At 73.4% G+C, this 17,590-nt stretch carries 15 protein-coding genes and 1 pseudogene; 9 read left to right on the forward strand and 7 right to left on the reverse strand.

The features are described from left to right. Positions 1-424: pseudogene (locus ACYVPE_RS14560) on the forward strand (SWF or SNF family helicase); the annotation flags it as partial. 3 nt (positions 425-427) lie between these two features. Here ACYVPE_RS14560 and ACYVPE_RS14565 read toward each other — a convergent pair. After that, positions 428-1,237, reverse strand: a complete 810-nt coding sequence (locus ACYVPE_RS14565) for an SGNH/GDSL hydrolase family protein (protein WP_461033984.1) — start codon at positions 1,235-1,237, stop codon at positions 428-430. 291 nt (positions 1,238-1,528) lie between these two features. Here ACYVPE_RS14565 and ACYVPE_RS14570 point away from each other — a divergent pair, with 291 nt between their 5' ends. Beyond that, positions 1,529-4,456 carry a glycoside hydrolase family 2 TIM barrel-domain containing protein gene (locus ACYVPE_RS14570; protein WP_461033985.1) on the forward strand — a complete coding sequence of 976 codons (2,928 nt, stop codon included), beginning with the start codon at positions 1,529-1,531 and terminating at the stop codon, positions 4,454-4,456. A gap of 310 nt (positions 4,457-4,766) precedes the next feature. Here ACYVPE_RS14570 and ACYVPE_RS14575 read toward each other — a convergent pair whose 3' ends face one another. From ACYVPE_RS14575 to ACYVPE_RS14585, 3 genes are all read right to left on the reverse strand, one after another. Further along, entirely contained in the window at positions 4,767-5,576 is an 810-nt protein-coding gene (locus ACYVPE_RS14575; RefSeq protein WP_461034045.1) for an SAM-dependent methyltransferase, read from the reverse strand. Between the two features lie 95 nt (positions 5,577-5,671). Next, entirely contained in the window at positions 5,672-5,908 is a 237-nt protein-coding gene (locus tag ACYVPE_RS14580; protein WP_461033986.1) for a DUF397 domain-containing protein, read from the reverse strand. Positions 5,909-5,911: 3 nt separating this feature from the next. Next, entirely contained in the window at positions 5,912-6,778 is an 867-nt protein-coding gene (locus ACYVPE_RS14585) for a helix-turn-helix domain-containing protein (protein ID WP_461033987.1), read from the reverse strand. Positions 6,779-6,916: 138 nt separating this feature from the next. Here ACYVPE_RS14585 and ACYVPE_RS14590 point away from each other — a divergent pair, with 138 nt between their 5' ends. Beyond that, positions 6,917-7,369 carry an ATP-binding protein gene (locus ACYVPE_RS14590; protein ID WP_461033988.1) on the forward strand — a complete coding sequence of 151 codons (453 nt, stop codon included), beginning with the start codon at positions 6,917-6,919 and terminating at the stop codon, positions 7,367-7,369. A 33-nt stretch (positions 7,370-7,402) separates the two neighbouring features. On the opposite strand, the gene ACYVPE_RS14595 is transcribed toward ACYVPE_RS14590, so the two are convergent. After that, entirely contained in the window at positions 7,403-8,539 is a 1,137-nt protein-coding gene (locus ACYVPE_RS14595; protein ID WP_461033989.1) for an MFS transporter, read from the reverse strand. Between the two features lie 269 nt (positions 8,540-8,808). Here ACYVPE_RS14595 and ACYVPE_RS14600 point away from each other — a divergent pair, with 269 nt between their 5' ends. From ACYVPE_RS14600 to ACYVPE_RS14620, 5 genes are all read left to right on the forward strand, one after another. Beyond that, complete coding sequence (locus ACYVPE_RS14600) at positions 8,809-9,798, forward strand: TerC family protein (RefSeq protein ID WP_461033990.1); 990 nt, start codon at positions 8,809-8,811, stop codon at positions 9,796-9,798. Positions 9,799-9,923: 125 nt separating this feature from the next. Continuing rightward, positions 9,924-10,223 (forward strand): SGM_3592 family protein, encoded by a 300-nt coding sequence (locus ACYVPE_RS14605; protein WP_461033991.1) that lies wholly within the window; start codon positions 9,924-9,926, stop codon positions 10,221-10,223. A gap of 1 nt (position 10,224) precedes the next feature. Next, positions 10,225-11,424 carry an ROK family transcriptional regulator gene (locus ACYVPE_RS14610; RefSeq protein ID WP_461033992.1) on the forward strand — a complete coding sequence of 400 codons (1,200 nt, stop codon included), beginning with the start codon at positions 10,225-10,227 and terminating at the stop codon, positions 11,422-11,424. A gap of 64 nt (positions 11,425-11,488) precedes the next feature. Then, positions 11,489-12,289 carry an alpha/beta fold hydrolase gene (locus tag ACYVPE_RS14615; protein ID WP_461033993.1) on the forward strand — a complete coding sequence of 267 codons (801 nt, stop codon included), beginning with the start codon at positions 11,489-11,491 and terminating at the stop codon, positions 12,287-12,289. A gap of 262 nt (positions 12,290-12,551) precedes the next feature. Continuing rightward, positions 12,552-13,502 carry a DMT family transporter gene (locus tag ACYVPE_RS14620; protein ID WP_461033994.1) on the forward strand — a complete coding sequence of 317 codons (951 nt, stop codon included), beginning with the start codon at positions 12,552-12,554 and terminating at the stop codon, positions 13,500-13,502. Positions 13,503-13,541: 39 nt separating this feature from the next. Here ACYVPE_RS14620 and ACYVPE_RS14625 read toward each other — a convergent pair whose 3' ends face one another. Beyond that, complete coding sequence (locus ACYVPE_RS14625; protein ID WP_461033995.1) at positions 13,542-14,996, reverse strand: RICIN domain-containing protein; 1,455 nt, start codon at positions 14,994-14,996, stop codon at positions 13,542-13,544. Between the two features lie 235 nt (positions 14,997-15,231). Here ACYVPE_RS14625 and ACYVPE_RS14630 point away from each other — a divergent pair, with 235 nt between their 5' ends. After that, positions 15,232-16,263 (forward strand): LacI family DNA-binding transcriptional regulator, encoded by a 1,032-nt coding sequence (locus ACYVPE_RS14630; protein ID WP_461033996.1) that lies wholly within the window; start codon positions 15,232-15,234, stop codon positions 16,261-16,263. A 49-nt stretch (positions 16,264-16,312) separates the two neighbouring features. On the opposite strand, the gene xylA is transcribed toward ACYVPE_RS14630, so the two are convergent. After that, positions 16,313-17,485, reverse strand: a complete 1,173-nt coding sequence (gene xylA / locus ACYVPE_RS14635) for a xylose isomerase (protein ID WP_461033997.1) — start codon at positions 17,483-17,485, stop codon at positions 16,313-16,315. Between the last annotated feature and the right edge of the window lie 105 nt (positions 17,486-17,590).

A 17,590-nucleotide genomic window follows, 5' to 3' on the forward strand; every position in this document is an offset into this window, starting at 1 on the left:
CGGCGGGCCGCCGGCGGTGGTCGCCGGCCGGCTGGTCCGGGGGTGCGGGCGGGCCCCGCGCGCCCTGGAGATCGCCGGGCGCGCCTGGGGGTTCGGCGGACCCACGGCGCTGGCCACGGTCGGCGGCGGGCGGGAGGCGGCGCCCGACGGGCCCGAACTCCGGCGGGCCGGGGAGCTGCTGGCCGCCGCCTGGGCCGACGAGGGGTCACGCCCGGCGCTGCGGCGCGCCGGCGCCCACTGGACCGTGGTCGGCGAGGGCGTACAGCTGCGGCTCGGCCCCGACGGCCGCTGGTGGCCCTACCGGAGGCGGGCCGGGCACTGGTGGCCTGCGGGGGCGGGAGAGCGGGACCCGGCGGCGGCGTTGGCCGTGGCCCGCGCGGGCACTGCCGACGACGCCGTCGGCGGCCGGCCGGCCGCCGACTGACCGTCAGGCCAGGTCTTCGAGCACCGCGTAGTAGCCGCCGCGCTGGCCGGCGGCGGTGGGATGGTACGAGTCGCCGACGGGCAGGGTCAGGCTGTGCAGCCAGGAGTCCGTCGAGCAGATCTCGTGGCCGGTGAAGGCCGGTCGCACGTCGCCGTAGGTGAAGCCGTGGTCGGCGGCGCGCTTGCCGATCACCTCGCTGAGGTTGTCGGCGGCGCCGTTGACGGCCACCCTGGACTCCTCGCTGATGCCGAACACGCAGGTGCCGTTCAGCCGGTAGAGGCGCGGGTAACCGAGCACCACGACCTCGGCGTTGGGGGCCCGGTCGCGGATCGCCCGGTAGGTGGTGTCGAGTTGGCCGGGCAGTGTGTCGCTGATGTAGGCGTTGGCGGTCGCCACGGCGGCGAGGCAGGCGCTGGTGCCGGAGAGCACGCAGGTCTGCATGGTGGCGCCGAAGCCGGCGTCGTTGCCGCCGATGCTCACGGTCACCAGGGTGGTGTCGGCGTCGAGCGGGCCGAGTTGGTCCTCGACGACGTCTCCGGTGCGGGCGCCGGCGCAGGCCGTGAAGTCGAAGGAGTCGGCGGAGTTGGCTGCCGCCCAGAGCTCCGGGTAGGCGACGGCGCTGCGTCGGCAGTCGCCGCTCGCGTCGTCGTAGGAGCCGGCTCCGGCCCCCGAGGAGTAGGAGTCGCCGAGCGCGACGTAGGAAGTGCCGGCGGCCGCCGAGGGGTCCTGGGCGGTGGCTGCGGGGGCGAGCGCGGTGACGCCGATGACGAGGACCGCGGTGGCGGCCGTCGTCGCCAGGTGGCGAAGTCTCATGGCGGCTCCCTGTGGGGTACCGGTGCGTCGTCGGTCTACCAGCGCACTACCCCCACCAAGTTGTGCTCATGCCAAGGGTGTTACCGACGATCAACAGACCAGATGCACGCGACGCGAGGGGGCGCCCCGGTCGGGCGACGCGCCCCGCGCACCCGCCGGCTGCACGCGCCGGACTTTCCCCAGGGGTTGTCGAAAGCCCACGCGCCGTTCTAGCGTGATCGAACACGGTCGCACGGATTCCAACACCGCCGGCCAGGTCGCCGTCGACCACCACCCCGCCAGAGGAGACGCATGCCCATCCGGCCAGTTGACGACGGGTTGCCCTACTACGAGAGCCCCTCCCCCGGCACCGGCGCCCTGCCCGCCCGCGCCTGGTACGCCGACTCCGACGCCGCCCGCCTCTCGCTCGACGGCGCCTGGGCCTTCCGGCTCTCCGCCACCGCCGAGGGCGCCGACACCGGTTTCGTCGCGGACGACGCCGACACCTCGGGCTGGTCCGAGGTGTCCGTGCCCGGGCACTGGGTGCTCCAGGGCCACGGCGCGCCGGCCTACACGAACGTGAAGTACCCCTTCCCCGTCGACCCGCCGCGGGTGCCCACCGAGAACCCGACCGGCGACCACCGCCGGGTCTTCGACCTGCCGGCCGACTGGCCGGCCGACGGCGAGACCGTGCTGCGCTTCGACGGCGTCGAGTCCTGCGCCCGGGTCTGGCTCAACGGGCGGGAGCTCGGCAGCTTCCAGGGCAGCCGGCTGCCGCACGAGTTCGCCGTCGGCCCGCTGCTGCGGCCGCGCGGCAACGTGCTGGCCGTCCGGGTGCACCAGTGGTCGGCCGGCAGCTACCTGGAGGACCAGGACATGTGGTGGCTGCCCGGCATCTTCCGGGAGGTCACCCTGCTGCACCGGCCGGCGCTCGCCCCCGCCGACTTCTTCGTGCACGCCGGCTACGACCACGCCTCCGGGCTCGGCACGCTGCGGGTGGAGTCCGACCAGCCGGGGCGGGTCACCGTCCCCGAGCTCGGCCTCGACCTCGCCACCGGCGAGGAGGCCACCGTCGCCGTCGAACCCTGGAGCGCCGAGACCCCGCGCCTGTACGGCGGCGAGCTGGCCACCGAGGGCGAGCGGATCCCGCTGCGGATCGGCTTCCGCACCGTGGGCGTCACGGACGGCGTGTTCCGCGCCAACGGCCGGCGCGTGCTGTTCCGCGGCGTCAACCGGCACGAGTTCCACCCCGAGCACGGCCGGGCGGTCGACCTGGAGACCATGCGGCAGGACGTCCTGCTGATGAAGCGGCACAACATCAACGCCGTGCGCACCAGCCACTATCCGCCGCACCCGGCCTTCCTGGACCTGTGCGACGAGTACGGCCTCTGGGTCATCGACGAGTGCGACCTGGAGACCCACGGCTTCGGCGAGCTCGGTTGGCGCCGCAACCCCGTGGCCGACGAGAGCTTCACGCCGGCCCTGGTCGACCGCGCCCGCCGGATGGTCGAGCGGGACAAGAACCACCCCTCGGTGGTGATCTGGTCGCTGGGCAACGAGTCGGGCTCGGGAGCCGGCCTCGGCGCCATGGCCGAGTGGATCCGGGAGCGCGACCCGTCGCGGGCCCTGCACTACGAGCACGACCACGACTTCCCGCACAGCGACTTCTTCTCCCGGATGTACGCCTCGCACGAGGAGGTCGAGCGGATAGGCCGCCGCGAGGAGGAGCCGCTGTCCGACCCCGAGTTGGACGCCCACCGCCGCTCGCTGCCGTTCCTGCTCTGCGAGTACGGGCACGCCATGGGCAACGGCCCCGGCGGGCTCGCCGACTACCAGCGGCTGTTCGAGACCTACGAGCGGACCCAGGGCGGCTTCGTCTGGGAGTGGATCGACCACGGGCTGCCGAAGCGCACCCCGGACGGCCGGGCCTACTTCGGCTACGGCGGCGACTTCGGCGAGGAGCTGCACGACGGCAACTTCGTCTGTGACGGGTTGCTCTTCCCCGACCGCACCCCCTCGCCCGGACTGATCGAGTTCAAGAAGGTCATCGAGCCGGTCCGGATCACCGGCGACGCCGGCGCCGACACGGTCACCGTCGTCAACGGCCACGACGTCGCCGGCCTCGACCACCTCGCCTTCACGTGGGCCTACGAGGTCGAGGGCGAGGCCGTGGCGAGCGGGAAGCTCGCCGTGCCGCCGCTCGCCGCCGGCGAGTCGGCCGCGGTCAGGCTCCCGGCGGCCCCGGCCGACGCCCCGGCGGGCGAGGCCGTCTGGACGGTGCGCGCCGTGCTCGCCGCGGACACCGCCTGGGCGCCCGCCGGCCACGAGGTGGCCTGGGGGCAGTTGACCGCCGTGGCGGCGCCGCGCCGCTCCCCCGCCGGGCCAGCCGCCGCCCCCGACCGCGCCGCGGACGCCATCCGGCTCGGCCCGGGCCGCTTCGACCCGGCCACCGGCGCGCTCCTCGGGATCGGCGGCCTCGCGCTGTCCCAGGGGCCGCGGCTCGACGTGTGGCGGGCTCCCACCGACAACGACCTGGGGGCCTCCTGGCAGCCGCAGTCCCGCTTCGGCGTGATCTGGCGTCAGCTCGGCCTCCACCGGATGCGGCACCGGATCGACGCGGTGGAGGCCGCCGAGGACGCGCTGCTCGTCCGTACCCGGGTGGCGCCCGCGGCCACCGACCTGGCGCTGCTCACCGACTACCGCTGGACGGCCACCGGGGACGAGCTGCGGCTCACGGTCTCCGTGACCCCGGAGGGCGACTGGCCCTGCCCGCTGGCCAGGCTCGGCCTGCTGCTCGGCGTGCCGGCCGGCCTCGGGCACGCCGAGTGGTTCGGCGGCGGCCCGGGCGAGGCCTACCCGGACACCACGCGGGCCGCCGCGCTCGGCCGCTACCGGATGTCGGTGGACGCGTTGCAGACGCCCTACGTCCGGCCCCAGGAGAACGGCGCCCGCGCGGACGTGCGCTGGGCCGAGCTGCGCGACGCGGCCGGGGCCGGCCTGCGGATCACGGCCGACCCGGCGCCGTTCTGGTTCACCGCCCGCCGTTGGAGCAGCGAGCAGTTGGACGCCGCCGAGCACACCACGGACCTGGCGCCGGGCGACACCGTCTGGGTCAACCTGGACCACGGCCAGCACGGCATCGGCAGCCAGTCCTGTGGTCCAGGACCGCTGCGGAAGTACTACCTCGACGTGGCGCCGGCGGAGTTCTCGCTGGTGTTCACCGAGCTGTCGGCCGGCTAGATCCTGTCCTGTCGGTCTTGTCGGATCAGGCCGCGGCGTCAGACGCGGTGCTCCCCCAGACTTCGTCCGGGTGGGGGTGCCCCCTGCACGGAGTGCTCGGGGGAGTGCCCCCATTCGCTTCGCGCAAGGCGGAGTATCGCAGCTCATACTTGGCCGTATTCGCGCGATGCGACAACGCGGCGAGGTGCCGTGTTTGGGGGCACCTCCCAGGCCGCCAGGCCTGGGGGAGTCGCGGCCCCGGCAAGATCGGCAGGACAGGGCCTCACAGCTCGGGTCGGGCCCGCCGGTGCGCCGGCGGGCCCGACCTGGCTCAGCCCTTGACGCCCACGCCGCAGTAGAAGCCGAGGCCGCGCAGCATCGGGTCGTCGGGGACGGGGGCCTCAGGGGCCCAGAACGGCGGCTGCACCAGGCCGGGTTCGAGCAGCTCGAAGCCGTCGTAGAAGGCGGCGACCCGCTCGCGCGGCCGCAGCGTCACGCCGGCGGTGGCGTTCTTGTAGACGTCCCGCACGGCGGCCAGCTGCTCGGCGTCGTGGAAGTCGGTGGTGCCGTGGCTGAGCACCAGGTGGCTGCCGGGCGGCAGGGCGTCGGTCAGGGTGCGCACGATGCCGACCGGGTCCTCGGCGTCGTCGATGAAGTGCAGGATCGCCACCAGCAGCAGCGCGACCGGCTGGTCGAAGTCGATGAGGTCGGCGACCGCCGGGTGGCGCAGCAGCGCCTCGGGGTCGCGCAGATCGGCGAGGACGAACCCGGCGTTGCCGTCGTTGGTGAGCTTGGCGCCGGCGTAGGCGGAGACGATCGGGTCGTTGTCGACGTAGGCGATCCGCACGTCGGGCGCCAGGCTCCTGGCCACCTCGTGGGTGTTGGGCGAGGTGGGGATGCCGGTGCCGATGTCGATGATCTGCCGGACCCCGCGGGCCACCACGGCCCGGGTGGCGCGGTGCATGAAGGACCGGTTCTCCCGCGCGGCCAGCCTGATGTCGGGCAGCAGCCTGATGACCGCCTCGGCGGCGGTGCGGTCGACCTCGTAGTTGTCCTGACCCCCCAGGTAGTAGTCGTACATCCGGGCCGGGTGCGGCCGGCTGGTGTCTATCTCTTCGGCGGAAAAGCCCTCTTCGCCCACACCGTGCTCCGTGTCGTCGGGTGTCGTCTCGTCCCCCCAGCCGCGGTGCCCGCACCCCCCGTGCGCGGACACCGCGGCTCATCTCCCACCGGTGATCACACCAGCAGGAAGTCGGCCTCGCCGGACTTCACGCCCTCGATGAACCGCTCGATCTCGTGCCGCGAGCAGATCAACGCCGGCCCGTCCGGGTCGGTTGACTGGCGGAGGGCCACCCGGCCGTCCCCCAGCAGCATCGCTTCCACACAGCTGCCACCGTTCCCCCCGCTCCAGGGCTTCCGCCAACCGTCCCCGCCGAGTTGGGTGGCGGGCATGCCGTTGTAAATGCGATCCATGGTTCAGATCTCCTTGCGAATCTCACCGAGGATGGCCTCAGTGCGGTGCACCGGCGCGGCTTGCGCGCACATCCGGTCCAGCGCCTCCCGGAAGGCCGAGACGTCGTCGCGCTGGTCGAAGTAGTGGGCCCCGACCAGGCTCTCCGCGCACGCGACGTCGGGCAGCTCGGGCAGCGGGAACCGGAACAGGTGGAACGGCCCGTACATCGCGGGGTGCAGACCGGCGGAGAACGTCATGACCTGGAGCCGCACCTGCGGGTTGGCGGCCGTCTCGATCAGCCGGGCGACCTGGGCGCGCATCACGTGGGGGCGGCCGATGGGGCGGCGCAGCACCGTCTCGTCGACCACGATCCACAGCAGCGGCGGCCGGGCCCTGGACAGCACCTCCTGACGGGCCAGCCGCAGCGCCACCAGGCGCTCGATCTCGGTGGCCGGCGCGTGCGGCATGCCGGCGCGCAGCACGGCGGTGGCGTAGGCCTCCGTCTGCAACAGGCCGGGGACGTAGTGGGGTTCGTAGGCGCGGATCTGGTCGGCCTCGGACTCGAGGCTGACGAAGGCGCTGAACCAGTCGGGCAGGACGTCGCGGTAGCGGTGCCACCAGCCGGGCTGGTTCGCCTCCCTGACCAGGACCAGGAAGCGGTCGATCTCGTCCTGCTCGGTCAGGCCGTAGATCCGCAGCAGCTTCTCGACGTACGGCACCTTGAGGCCGACCTGGGCCTTCTCCATCCGGCGGACGGTGGCGTGGGTGACGTCCAGGGCGCGGGCCGCCTGCTCGAAGGAGAGGCCGGCCGTCTCGCGCAGGTCCTGGAGGCGCTTGCCGAGCACGAGCCGGAGCGCGGTGGCCGCCCCGCTCGCCTGTCCACCCAACACCCGGGCCACCCCTCCAACTACCGCCGTCGCCAAGGAAGTCTGCCACGCGTGCGGCGAACGCAACAGAGTGATACCAACTCTTCTGTAATTTGCAGGATGCCTCTTGCCGGATGAGAGGCGCACCCGCACAGTAGGACGGTGGCTTCCTACTCGCGCGCCCAGTCCGTGGAGCGCCATGACAGCGCCGCGCTGCCGCGCGGCCACGTCCGGTTCCACCTGCCGGCCGTCGAGACCTCGCCGGCCGAGGCGCGAAGACGCACCCGCCACCAACTCCTCGAGTGGCACACGCCGCTGGAGATCTGCGACAACGCCCAGTTGGTCATCTCGGAGCTGGTGACCAACGCGCTGCGGCACACCGACAGCGACTCGGTGGGATGCGAGCTCGAGCTCCTCGGCGGCCTGCTGCGGGTGGCGGTCGCCAGCGAGGGCCGCGGCCCTCGCCACACGCCGACCGTCGCCGGCCCGCAGGACGAGGGCGGGCGCGGGCTGCTGCTGGTCTGCGCGCTGGCGAGCGTCTGGGGCGTGCGCCCCCGCGACGCCGGCCGGGGCCACGTCGTCTGGGCCGACCTGCCGCTGGCGCCGGCCGCCTGACGACACCCGCCGGGCGACCGGCGCGTCACCCCCTCAGGCCGCTCGGATGAGGTCGGTCGAGGCCATCGCGCGCAGGTGACGGAAGCCGCCGGCAGCGATGAGCAGTGCGAGCACCCCGCAGGACACGGTGAAGGCATAGCCCCAGCGGGCCCCGTGCGCCTCGATGACCAGGCCGGCCACCAGTACGCCGAGCGCCTTGCCGAGCCCGACGGCGGTGGACATCCAGGTCATGCCCTCGGTCAGGCTCTCGGCCGGCACCCCCTCGCGCACCAGGCTGTAGGCGGCGATCACGGTGGGCGCGATCAGGAAGCCGGAGAAGACGGAGAACGCCCACAGCGCGCCCACCCCCGGCATGGCCCACAGCGGGCCGATGCCGGCCACCACCGCCGTCAGGGCCAGCAGGAAGCGGCGGTCGAGCGAGAGCCGCCAGTGCCGCGCGCCGTACCAGAGTCCCCCCACCGCGCTGCCCAGGGCGTAGGTGGCCATGACCGCGCCGACCATCCAGGCGCTGCCGTACTCGTCCACGAACGCGATGGTGCTCAGCTCCCAGCCGGCGAACATCCCGGCGACGCAGAGGTAGGCGGCGCACATCAGCCGCAGCCCCGGCACCGCGAGGGCCCGGCCGCCGCCGGTGCGGGCGGCGAGCACGGGGGGCTCGGTGCGCCGCTGGGCGGCCAGCAGCAGGCCGCCGACGAGGCCGAAGACGGAGACGGCGAGCACCCCGGCTGACGGGTGGAGCAGGACGACGGCCGAGACCAGCAGCGGCCCCACGACGAAGATCATCTCGTCGAGGACCGACTCGAAGGAGTACGAGGACCGCAGCAGCGTGCCGCTGGGATCGCCCCCGGCCAGGTGGCTCCAGCGGGCGCGCACCATGGCGCCGACCGGCGGCATCGAGGCGCCGAAGAGCGCGCCGGTGACGAACAGCAGCCAGACCGGCGCGTCCAGCTGCGCGGTGAGGACGAAGAGGGCTCCGGCCGCGCCGAAGACCAGCGCCACCGGGCGCAGCACCCTTCGTTGGCCGAGGCGGTCGATGGCATAGCCGAGTTGGGGGACGAGGAAGGCGAAGCAGAGCGCGCCGGCGGCCGAGACGGCGCCGGCCGTCGCGTAGCTGCCGGTCACGTCGGTGACCAGGAAGACGGTGGCCAGCGAGAGCATGGCGATCGGCATCCGGCCGATCAGGCTCGCCGTGACAAAACCTCCGACCCCAGGTACGCGGAAAATGTCCCGATATATCCGCAACCCCGCGGAAGATGGCTCCATATCGAGTGATCATGCCCGTCGCCCCGCCGCGACGACATGGGGTTTTGCGCCGCTCACGGGGCCCCGCCGGACGGTGGCGACGGCCACCCGCACGACGGCTTTACCCTTCCTTTAAGCTCGCTTTGGTTCTCTTTACCGAAGCAAGCGGCTGAAGCCGACCCAAGACCGGAGGAACAGTGGACGTCTCGTTTGGCATGTGGGCGCTCACCGTGGTGGTGCTCTGCGCACTCATCGCGGTGGACTTCTTCTTCGGGCGGAAGCCCCATGAGGTGTCCATGAAGGAAGCCGGCACCTGGACCATCATCTGGGTGCTCCTGGCCGTTCTGTTCGGCCTCGGGCTGATGGCCCTCGAGGGCGGCACGCCCTCCGGCGAGTTCTTCGCCGGCTACATCACCGAGAAGTCGTTGAGCGTGGACAACCTCTTCGTCTTCGTGCTGATCATGACCAAGTTCGCGGTGCCCGCGCAGTACCAGGCCCGGGTACTGCTGATCGGCGTGCTGATCGCGCTGGTGCTGCGCGCCGCCTTCATCGCGGCGGGCGCGGCGATGATCTCGACCTTCTCCTGGGTCTTCTACATCTTCGGCGCCTTCCTCATCTGGACGGCCTGGAAGTTGGTCAAGGAGGCCCGCAGCGACGAGGAGGAAGAGGAGTACGAAGAGAACCGTTTCCTCAAGATGGTCGAGCGCCGGTTCCCGGCCACCGACCAGTACCACGGCACCAAGCTCTTCATCCGGGAGAACGGCCGCCGGCTGATCACCCCGATGCTGGTGGTGATGCTGGCGATCGGCAGCACGGACATCCTGTTCGCGCTCGACTCCATCCCGGCCATCTTCGGCCTGACCGACGACGCCTACATCGTCTTCACGGCCAACGCCTTCGCGCTGATGGGCCTGCGCCAGCTCTACTTCCTGATCGGCGGCCTGCTGCAGAAGCTGGTCCACCTCTCCTACGGCCTGTCCATCATCCTCGGCTTCATCGGCGTCAAGCTCGTGCTGCACGCGCTGCACGAGTCGGGCGTCCACGTGCCGGAGATCAGCACCATGGTCTCGCTCGGCGTCATCGTCACGGTGCTCACGGTGACCACCATCACCAGCCTCTACGCCTCGTCCCGAGCCAAGAACGCCGAGGAGCGGAAGTCGGAGGAGAGCAAGAGCACCTCGTCGTGACGTGAGCCGCCCGGTCTTCGGTACCGTGGCGGACCGAACACCCCGGGGCCCTGGAACACCAGGGCCCCGGGGAGCGTTGTATCTGACGTCATGCGCCACACCACGGTGTGGACGGGAGGAAGCCCATGAGCAGGGAGTCCGCCGGCCAGGAAGAGCCGCACGGCGGCGATCCGGAGCGCGAGGAGTGGGACGACCTCGTGCTCGACGAGAGCTTTGTGCGCGAGGCCGAGGTCAAGGAGCCCTCGGCGCGGACCCGGATGCTCAACGAGCGGTGGAAGCGCGAGGCGCCGACGCCGCAGCCCTGGCGCTCCGACGAGCCACCGGCGGGCTGGATATTCGGCTCGGGCCGGCGGCGGCAGCGCCCCAGGCGTTCGGGCAAACGCCGCTGGTTCCGCAGGAAGGGCAAGGACGACGGCGGAGAGTGAGGTGAAGCGCACCTCACGGGACATCCGCACCGCCAACCGCTACCGCCTGCTTCGGCAGGCCATCGCCGACTCACCGGTGTCCCGGCCCGCGCTGGCCGAGGCCACCGGCCTCAGCCTGGCCACGGTGGCCACCCTGGTCGGCGAGCTGGTGGAGGCCGGCATGCTGGTCGAGGCCGGCTTCGAGGACTCGGGGGGCGGCCGACCGCGTGGCCTGCTCGCCGTCAACCCGGGCGGCGGCGCGCTGATCGGCGTCGACGTCGCCGAGACCTATGTGCACGTCGAGGTCGTCGACCTCGCGTTGCGGGTGCTGGGCCGCGCCCACGAGGAGCTGGCCCCCGAGGACGGCGCCCCGGCCCGGCTGGTGCGCCGCATCGCCGGCGCCGTGCGGGCCGCCACCGAGCGGGCGGCGGCCGAGGGGCCCGTGCTCGGCGCCGGGATCAGCATGCCGGGAATGGTGGACCGGGAGGGCGGGGTCTCCGTCTTCGCGGCCAACTGGGACTGGCGCGAGGTGCCGCTGCTCGCCCTGCTCGCCGAGCACGTGCCCCACCGGCTCTACCTCGACAACCCGATGCGCGCCTGCATGGTCGCCGAGCTGTGGTTCGGCGCCGCGCGCGGCCGGGAGGACGCCGTGGTCGTCAACCTCGGCACCGGCGTCGGCACCGGCCTGGCCATCGGCGGCGCCCTGCACCGCGGGATCTCCAACAGCGCCGGCGAGTGGGGCCACACGACGCTGGTGCTCGACGGCCGGCCCTGCCACTGCGGCCGCCGCGGCTGTGTCGAGACCTATGTCGGCGCCCCCGGCATCATGCGCACCCTCCACGAGCTCGATCCCGGCAGCCCGCTGCTCGTCGGGGACGACCAGACCGCCACCGTCGCGGCGTTGGCCGACGCCCTCGACCGGGGCGACCCAACCGCCGCGGCGGTGCTGCGGCGGACCGCCGACTGCCTCGGCGCCGCCGTCGGGGACCTGGTGAACCTGCTCGACCCCGAGGTGATCGTGCTGACCGGCTGGGTCACCCGGCGGCTCGGCGACCGGCTGCTCGACGCGGTGCGCACCGCCGTCGCCGCCCACGCGCTGCCGCGCCCCTCGGCGGGCGCGGAGATCGTGCTCAGCCCGATCGGCGCCAATCCGGTGAGCCTGGGCGCCGCCACCTTCGCCCTGGAGGGTGCGCTCAGCTCGAACGGGCGGGCCAGGGGCTGACGTTCGCCCCGCCGGTAGGGTGCCGGCACGGACACCGTCGAACACCGCAGCGAGGGAGGCCGCCGTGGAGCCGTCGTCCGCCAGCACGTTCCGGCCGCACGCGCTGGACACCGGCCCACCGGCCGGGGATCGGCGGCCACCGCTGCTGCTGGTGCACGGCTGGGGCGGCGACGCCGGGGACTGGGCGCCGCTGCTCCCGCTGCTCGCGCCCCACCACCGGGTGCTGGCGCCCGACCTGCCAGGGCACGGCCGCACCCCGGCCAGTCCTGGCCGCCACACGCCACGCGCGGTGGCCGCCGACCTGGCCGACTGGCTGCGCGCCGCGGGCACCGGCCACGTGGTCGCCGTGGGGCACTCGATGGGCGGCCAGGTGGTCACGGCGCTGGCGGTAGAACACCCGGAACTGGTGCGCTCCGTGGTGCCCGTCGCCGCCGCCTACGGCGGGGACGCGGACGAGATCCGCCGGCTGCCCGCCGAGCAGGCGGCGCTGCGCCGCGAGGGCGCGGCCTGGGCGGTCGGCTTCGTGCGCCGCGCGTTCACCGCGACCAGCCCGCCAGGGCTGCGGGAGCGGCAGGAGCGGCTGATGGCCGCGATGGACCCCGAGGTGCTGCTCGACTACCGGGAGGCCATGTACCTGACGCCCGACGCCTTCGGGCCCCGCCCGGCGGCCGAGGCGTATCTGCGCCGCCGGCGCCAGCCCACCCTCGCCGTGCACAACTCCCCCGCGGCGGCCGCCTGGGAGCGTGGCACGCTGCGCGACCCGCGCTCCCGCGTGGTGCTCCTCGAGGGGCTCGGCCACTACCTGCACGCGGAGCGCCCGGCCGAGCTGGCCGCGCTGCTCCTCGCCTGGTCCGAGGCCGCATAGCGACGGCTGCCGCCGGACCGGCCCTGGCGGAGGCGCCGGGCGGCGCCTATGCTCGCCCCATGCGACCCGTCCACCGCAACGCCGTCATCTCGCCGCCGGTCGCCCCCTGAGGGCGCGCGGCATCTGACACTCTCGCCTGGCCGGCCTCCCGCCCGCCCGGCTCCCCGGTCCGCCCGCGGCTCCGCCGTGCCCGGCCGGTTCTCGGCGCGCCCTCCCGCTGATCTCCCCCGACGGATCTCACCGGAGTTGGACGCGTCTGCCCATGAACACCCCATCCCCCCGCCCTTCCCGCGCGCCCTCGTCGCGCCCCTCCCCCGCCGCCGAGCCCGCCGCCTCCCGGCGTGACACCGCGGGCCCACTGCTCGTCCTGGTCGCCAGCACCCTGTGGGGCACCACGGGCACGGTGGCCAGCCTCGCCCCCGCCGGCGCCTCGTCGCTGTCCATCGGCGCCGCCACCATGGGCTTCGGTGGACTGCTGACGGTCGCCATCGCCGGCCGGAGCCCGCTCGCCGTGCTGCGCGGCGGCGCCGCGGCGCCACTTCAGGCCCTGCTCGGCGCGCTCGGCGTGGTCGTCTACCCCCTGGCTTTCTACACCTCGATGGCCTGGGCCGGGGTGGCCGTCGGCACGGTGATCAGCATCGGCAGCGCCCCGGTGTTCGCGGCGCTGCTCGAACGGCTGCTGGACGGCGTCCGGTTGACCCGGCGCTGGCTGACGGCCACCGGGGCGGCCGCCGTCGGCTGCGCGGTGCTGGTGCTCGCCGCGGACGACGGCGCCGCCGGCGACCGGGCGCCGGCCGGGGTGGCGCTCGGCCTGCTGGCCGGCGCGGGGTACGCCGGCTACACCTACTGCGCGGCGGGGATCATCCGGCGCGGCCACCCCTCGCGCGGCGCGATGGGCGCCATGTTCGGCCTGGCGGCCCTGGTGCTGCTGCCGGTGTTCGCGGTCACCGGCGGGCCGCTGACCGGCAGCGGGCGCGGCCTCGCGGTCATCGCCTATCTGGCGCTGATACCGATGTGCCTGGCGTACGTGCTGTTCGGCGCCGGGCTCGTCCGGGTGACGGCCAGCACCGCGACCACCCTGACGCTCTTCGAGCCGGTGGTGGCCGCGGTGCTCGGCGTGCTGGTGGTCGGCGAGCGGCTGGGCGGAGTGGCCTGGGCCGGGGTCGGCCTGGTCGTCGCGGGGCTGCTGGTCCTGACGGTCAGGAGGCGCTGACGCCGGGCCGCCGGCCGGCCCCGCGATCCGGCCGTCGACTCAGACCGTGGTCCGCCGGAACTGCTGGTGGGCCGCGGTCGTCGAGCAGGTGTACTGGATCAGCCGGGCGCCGTCGGCGGTCGACCCGTCGGAGACGTCGAGGCACAGGCCGCTGTGCCGGGCGGCGATCCTGACGTGTCCATCGCCGGTGTCCGTCAGCCGCCACTGCTGCTCGGCGCCCCCGCCGCAGGCGGCCTGCACCACCGCGGCCCCGGCGGCCGTCGAGCCGCCCGAGACGGCGAGGCAGAGCGAGCTGTGCCTGGTGACCAGCTGGACGTGGCCGCCGCCGGCGTCACGCGGCCAGAACCGCTGGTTGCCGCCGCCGTTGCAGGGATACTGGGCCAACTCCTGCCCGATGGCGTGCGACTGGCTCGGGATGTCCAGGCACCTGCCCGAGTGCCTGGCGGTCAGCGTCTGGTAGGGGCCGCCGCCGGCGCGCACCGTGCCCGCGGCCGCGTCGATGGTCAGCTCGGGCGCCCAACTCATGCCCAGCGACCGGCTGTCGGGGAAGGTGAGCGGCAGCCAGACATAGCGTGAGTCGTTGACCCGGCCGCCGAAGGAGTTGCCCCAGCGGTCGCCGAGATACAGGTACGAGCTGCCCGCGGTGCCCTGGATCTGGAGGACGAAGGCCGTCTGCGAGCCGAAGGCCGTGGAGTCGCCGACGTCGCGCATCGCGCTCCAACCACCTGCCAGACTGGTCGAGGTGGCGTACTGCTGCTGGTTGGGGGACCAGCCGGTGGCACCCGAGGTGAGCATGAAGTAGACGCCGTCGCGCTTGAAGAGCGCGGGCGCCTCGCGGTGGCCGCCGGGCCACGGGTTGGCCACCAGGCTCTCGACGGCCGTGTAGTCGGCGGTCAGCCGGTAGATGTGCAGGTCGTAGTTCTCGCGGGCGGCGGAGACCATGTAGCCGGTGCCGTCGTCGTCCACGAAGGCGGTGATGTCCCGCGACATGTGGCCGAGCGGCCGGAAGCTGCCCCGCCAGGTGTAGTCGCCGTCCACGGTGTCGGAGACGGCGACGGCGGCCCTGGCCTCGCTGTAGTCCGTGGCGCTCTCCTTGTGCATCCACATCACGAACTGCCCGGTCATCCGGTTGTAGACGACCTTGGGGCGCTCGATGTTGGCGGACTGGAGCTCCGGGTGGGTGCTCTGGGTCAGCACATGGTTGCGGAACTCCCAGTTCCGCAGGTCGGTCGAGCGGTAGGCGGAGACGTGGCGGAACGCGTTGCTGTCCACCTGCCGGTTCTCGCCGAACCAGTAGTAGTACTGCCCCACTTTGAGCACGCTGCCGCCGTGGGCGTGCACGGGATCGCCGTTGGGGTCGGTGAACTGGGTGCCGTTGAGCACGGTGACCGGCGCGGCGTGGGCCGGCGGGGCGGTCGACAGGGGGGCGAGCAGGCCGAGGACGAGCGCCGTCACGAGCGTCCAGAGGGTGCGCAGCACACGCGGAGTTGGCATGCGCACAACGCTAGGAGGCGGCTCGGCGAAGGGCAGTCCCCCGGCGGCGCCGACAACTTTCGAAAGCGTTCGCCACCCGGTGAACGACGGTCGGTGGCAACGGACTTCACAGTCGTGCGACCCACCCCTAACTTAGGAAGCGCTTGCTATCGGGGCGGCGGCGCGCCGGGCCGACGCCGGAGCTCGAAACTTTCACGGCACTCGCGAAGCGGCACAGGGCGAAAGGGGAGATCCCATGGTCCGTCCCTCAGGCGCCGGTGGTCCCACCCTGGCCGTGGTCGCCAGGGAGGCCGGCGTCTCCGTCCCCACCGCGTCCAAGGTGGCCAACGGCCGGGAGGACGTGGCGCCGGAGACCCGCCGGCGGGTCACCGAGGTGCTCGACCGGCTCGGCTACGTGCGCCGGCCGCGGTTCGCCGCCGACCGGCCGCCGGCCCTGATCGACCTGGTGGTGCACCGGCTCGACGCGCCCTGGTCGGGCGCGGTGCTGCACGGCGTGGAGGAGGCGGCGCACGACGCGGGCATCGGGGTGGTGGTCTCGGCCGCCCTGGTCAGGACCCGCGGCGGGCGCCCGGAGCGCGGCTGGCTCGACAAGCTGGGAGCCCGCGGCACGGCGGGGGTGCTGTTCAACCTCGCGGAGCTCAACGCCACCCAGTACTCCTGGCTGGAACAGCACCGGATCCCCTATGTGATGATCGACCCGGTGCTCGATCCGCCGCCCGGCGTGCCCTCGGTCGGCGCGACCAACTGGCAGGGCGGGGTCAGCGCCACGGAGCACCTGATCGGCCTCGGGCACCGGCGGATCGCGGTGATCGGCGGCTACCGCCGCAAGATGTGCAGCGACGCCAGGATCGCCGGCTTCCGCTCGGCGATGGCGGCCGCCGGGCTGCGGGTGCCGCCCGAGTTCGTGCGTCACGGCGACTTCGACGAGGTGGTGGCGCACCGGCGGACGGTCGAGCTGTTGGCGTTGCCGAAACCGCCAACCGCCGTGTTCGCCTGCTCGGACCAGATGGCGCTCGGGGTGTGCCAGGCCGCGCGCGAGCACGGCCTCCGGGTGCCGGCCGACGTCAGCGTGGTGGGCTTCGACGACCTGCCGCAGGCCCGCTGGTCGACCCCGGCGCTGACGACGGTGCGGCAGCCGCTCGCGGAGATGGCCGCGACGGCGCTGCGGCTGCTGCGCCGGATGATGGACGGCGACCGGCCGGAGGGCGTGCGCACCGAGCTGTCCACCCGGCTCGTGGTGCGGGAGAGCACCGCTCCGCCGGCCTGAGCGGCCGGCGGAGCGGGCTGGTGGCGTGGGCCGGCCGCGGGGACCGGGGTCAGCCGCGGACGCCGAGCAGGTGGTCCATCGCCAGCTGGTCGAGCGCCTCGAAGGCCATGCCGCGCGCGGCGGCGGCGTCCACGTCGAACTCCTCGAACGCGGAGCGGTCGGCGAGCAGCGTGGCGGCGGTCTCGCCGGACTTAAGGGTGGGCGTGGCCAGTTGGTCGAGCCGGGCGGCGCGCAGCGCCTCCTGGACGGCCGGGTCGGCGCGGAACGTCGCGGCGCGCTCCCGCAGGATCAGGTAGTTCCGCATGCAGCCGGCCGCGGAGGCCCAGACGCCGTCGAAGTCCTCGGTGCGCGGCGGCTTGAAGTCGAAGTGCCGCGGGCCCTGGTAGCCGGCCGTCTCCAGCAGGTCGACCAGCCAGAAGGCGGACCGCAGGTCGCCGGCGCCGAAGCGCAGGTCCTGGTCGTACTTGATGCCGTTCTGCCCGTTGAGGTCGATGTGGAAGAGCTTGCCGGCCCACAGCGCCTGGGCGATCCCGTGCGGGAAGTTGAGCCCGGCCATCTGCTCGTGGCCGACCTCCGGGTTGACGCCGAAGAGCTCGGGCCGCTCGAGCCGCTCGATGAAGGCGAGGGCGTGGCCCACGGTCGGCAGCAGGATGTCGCCGCGCGGCTCGTTGGGCTTCGGCTCCAGCGCGAAGCGCAGGTCGTAGCCCTGCTCGACCACGTAGTCGGCCAGCAGGTCGAAGGCCTCCTTGAAGCGGTCGAGCGCGGCGCGCACGTCCTTGGCGCCGCCGGACTCGGCGCCCTCCCGGCCGCCCCAGGCCACGAAGGTCTCGGCGCCGAGCTCGGCGGCCAGGTCGATGTTGCGCAGCGTCTTGCGCAGCGCGTAACGCCGCACGTCGCGGTCGTTCGCGGTGAAGGCGCCGTCCTTGAAGACGGGGTGGGTGAAGAGGTTGGTGGTGACCATCGGGACGATGATCCCGGTGGCGTCCAGGGCATCGCGGAAGCGCTTGATGTGGCCCTCGCGCTTGGTCGCCGAGGAGCCGAAGGGGATCAGGTCGTCGTCGTGGAAGGTGACGCCCCAGGCACCGAGGTCGGCGAGCCGGTTGACGGACTCCACCGGGTCCAGGGCCGGGCGGGTGGCCTCGCCGAACGGGTCGCGGCCCTGCCAGCCCACGGTCCACAGGCCGAAACTGAACTTGTCGTCAGGGGTGGGTTCGTATGACATGGCGGCTCCTCGGCTCCCCAGTATTTCGTCATGGCCGTTAACAAATTAGTATGCACTGGCCCGTGGTGGAAGCCCCCACCCGGCATTGGCCCCGCTCGCCCATCC

This window comes from Streptomyces mayteni (assembly GCF_054783955.1).

Excerpts from the sequence above, each read along its gene's own strand:
- ACYVPE_RS14620 (WP_461033994.1), top strand. The coding sequence starts at position 12,552 with ATGAACACCCCATCCCCCCGCCCTTCCCGCGCGCCCTCGTCGCGCCCC.
- xylA (WP_461033997.1), bottom strand. The coding sequence starts at position 17,485 with ATGTCATACGAACCCACCCCTGACGACAAGTTCAGTTTCGGCCTGTGG.
- ACYVPE_RS14605 (WP_461033991.1), top strand. The coding sequence starts at position 9,924 with ATGAGCAGGGAGTCCGCCGGCCAGGAAGAGCCGCACGGCGGCGATCCG.
- ACYVPE_RS14625 (WP_461033995.1), bottom strand. The coding sequence starts at position 14,996 with ATGCCAACTCCGCGTGTGCTGCGCACCCTCTGGACGCTCGTGACGGCG.
- ACYVPE_RS14595 (WP_461033989.1), bottom strand. The coding sequence starts at position 8,539 with ATGCCGATCGCCATGCTCTCGCTGGCCACCGTCTTCCTGGTCACCGAC.
- ACYVPE_RS14565 (WP_461033984.1), bottom strand. The coding sequence starts at position 1,237 with ATGAGACTTCGCCACCTGGCGACGACGGCCGCCACCGCGGTCCTCGTC.
- ACYVPE_RS14570 (WP_461033985.1), top strand. The coding sequence starts at position 1,529 with ATGCCCATCCGGCCAGTTGACGACGGGTTGCCCTACTACGAGAGCCCC.
- ACYVPE_RS14630 (WP_461033996.1), top strand. The coding sequence starts at position 15,232 with ATGGTCCGTCCCTCAGGCGCCGGTGGTCCCACCCTGGCCGTGGTCGCC.
- ACYVPE_RS14580 (WP_461033986.1), bottom strand. The coding sequence starts at position 5,908 with ATGGATCGCATTTACAACGGCATGCCCGCCACCCAACTCGGCGGGGAC.